The organism is Sedimentimonas flavescens (assembly GCF_019264375.1).
In the GTDB taxonomy this organism is placed as follows: domain Bacteria; phylum Pseudomonadota; class Alphaproteobacteria; order Rhodobacterales; family Rhodobacteraceae; genus Rhodobacter; species Rhodobacter flavescens.
On sequence record NZ_JAHVAI010000042.1, the window covers coordinates 1 to 2,311 of the forward strand.

Annotated in this window: 1 protein-coding gene; it reads right to left on the minus strand. The window is 60.6% G+C overall.

The annotated features are described in order from the left end of the window. Positions 1-256: 256 nt before the first annotated feature. Positions 257-2,161: a hypothetical protein gene (locus KTQ37_RS16550; RefSeq protein WP_218631612.1), complete on the minus strand. Its 1,905-nt coding sequence runs from the start codon at positions 2,159-2,161 to the stop codon at positions 257-259. Positions 2,162-2,311 lie beyond the last annotated feature (150 nt).

A 2,311-nucleotide genomic window follows, 5' to 3' on the forward strand; every position in this document is an offset into this window, starting at 1 on the left:
ATGGTGCCGGCGAAGTGGGTTGTGTTCCCGTTGCAGGCACCGCATCGGCCAATAGCCTCAGCAAAACAAGGGCTAACCCCATCCACCATCCGAGGTCAACAGGCACCGCGTGTTCTACGGCTTGTTCTACGGCTGTAGAGTTGCGGTGTGATCGATCGGCGTCTTGGTTCACGCCTGATGGGGTGACCTCTGCTACTTGACCGCAGGCTTGGGGTATGGGGGGGAAACGCGTACGCCTCCCCCGATGGTAGGGCGTTCAGATTTTTGACCCCAGAACATCGCTGTCGTCGGTGATCGCTTTCCAGGCCACGGTTTGTACCTCAAACGCATCGTGGCCTCGGCTGGATTGGAGCTGCACCTTGGCAAGGTTCAACTGCTCCAAGGCGTCTCTCACATCGGGGTGTCGGCACAGCTTATTGAAGTTGGACCGATCCTTGATGCCCAAGCGCTCCATGAGGTCCGCGAAGTATACGGGAGATGATGGCCGACCCTCTAGAGCCGCGTGTAAGGCCTCGATGAGAGCCGCTGCTTGTCCCGTTGGCTGCTTGAACTGCCGCCTCCATGTATGAACGCCTGCTCCTGGGAACAGCGTCTGCAAGAGGTCTTGCGCCCCTGAGTACTTGGTCACGACGTAGAGGTCACAGGGCGGACACTGGCCCTCACGGCATCCTCTGACCAGGCCTCGTCCAGCTGCTTGCAAGACAGCATGACCGAACTCCCCGTCTGCTACCCGTCGCTCTGAGCCAGCCTTCAGAGTGGCATGGATGGGGTGCTTGCTGCTCGCATAAGCCAAGCCGACGTACTGGCTCTCAGGTAGATGAAGGATGCCCGCTAGGACCACGTTGGGGATGTCGCGGTAGGCATTGGTCGCCTGATGCCGCCCCCAAGGCAGGAAGCTCACGCGAGACACGTCCGTGGTCATGTAGCGCTTGATCAGCGCCACGGGGTCGATGCCGCCCTTCTTCCTATGATGGATGACCAGGAACGGCTCATCGGGCTTTTGGTCGATCACGGCTGCAACCTCCCGCGCCAGTTCGTCGCCCCCAAGACGCCAGGCCTGCTTGCCAGCGCCTTTGCTCATGAGGTGGATGCTGAGGGGGCTGTAGTCCTTGGCGGCACCAGGAAGCAGCACAGGCCCATCTGGCTGCTCGCCCCAAAGGGCGTAGGTCCCTCGTGCAGAAGCAGAGGCATCCAAGACTAGGATCGGCGCTAGGTCAGGGGGCAGATCTTCTCGGGTGTCGAGTGCGATGCGAACGCGGCCACTGCCAGAACAGACACGGGTAATGGAGCCAGAGAGACGGTAGAGGGCATCCAGACGCTGATGGAGCGCTTCGGCCAAGACAGACGGAGAGACACGCTGGGACTTCGGGATGAGAGGGAAAGGCAGTAGCTTCCCCGGATCGGTGCACGAGAGCTTTGCCTGCAGATCCCCGATTAGGTCCGCGAGGTCAGGGTTGAAGGGACGCAGCGCCTCCAAGAGACCGCCTAGCTCGTCCGTGGATAGGGTGACGACCTCCCCAGGATCCATGGTCTCATCCCAGACACGCACCTGCCGAGCTTCCCCCAGGTAGTGGAAGTCACGACATGGCGCGAAAGACCCAGTCCCGCATCGGCTCTTCAGCATCTGCTGAGTGATGAAGAGGACCTGGGCCTCGTCAGGGGGCGTGGTCGTTGGATAAGGCCGATCGGGGTCAGACCACATGACTGCGTAGTCATCGTCAGCCAAGTCAGCCTCCTTCACCAGACGCTCGATCTCATCGATGAGAGACACACAGACCACGGCTCCAACGTCATAGTGATGCTTCGACCGGACCAGCCGCCGCAGGAAGGTTGTCACAGCTGTGGTCTTCCCCATTCCAGGGGCAAGATCGCTGACCATGATGCGGGGGGAGCAGACCCCATCAGCCATATCCGCCATGGTCTTCACAACAGCACGAAGGGCGTCCCGCTGTTCGCTGGTCGGTGGGAGACCCCGCTCCAGCATCGTCCCCTCAACATCCTCCATCACGAGGTCTGCGAGATCGGGGTCATCGGAGCTGGTACAGTCTTCAGTGAAGCTAAATGAAAGCTGTACTGGTTCACGGAGGGGGGTGGTGGAAGCGTCAGCCTCCAAGCTTCGGCCATAGGTCATCGCCTCGGCCTGATAGCTCAGGTCGGTCATGGGTTGCATCTTTCGGGGTTGCAGAGGCCCAGGTCCGTCAAGCAGACGCAGAAAGCCTCAGGTTACAGGGTTAGGGAGAAGACACGCCAGAGGTCGTGGTTCGGGTCTTCAATGGTGGCCCCTAATTCCTGTCTGGGAGGGGGATGCACC

Bases quoted from the DNA above. Each gene is read 5' to 3' on its own strand.
- KTQ37_RS16550 (WP_218631612.1), bottom strand. From the start codon at position 2,161: ATGACCGACCTGAGCTATCAGGCCGAGGCGATGACCTATGGCCGAAGC.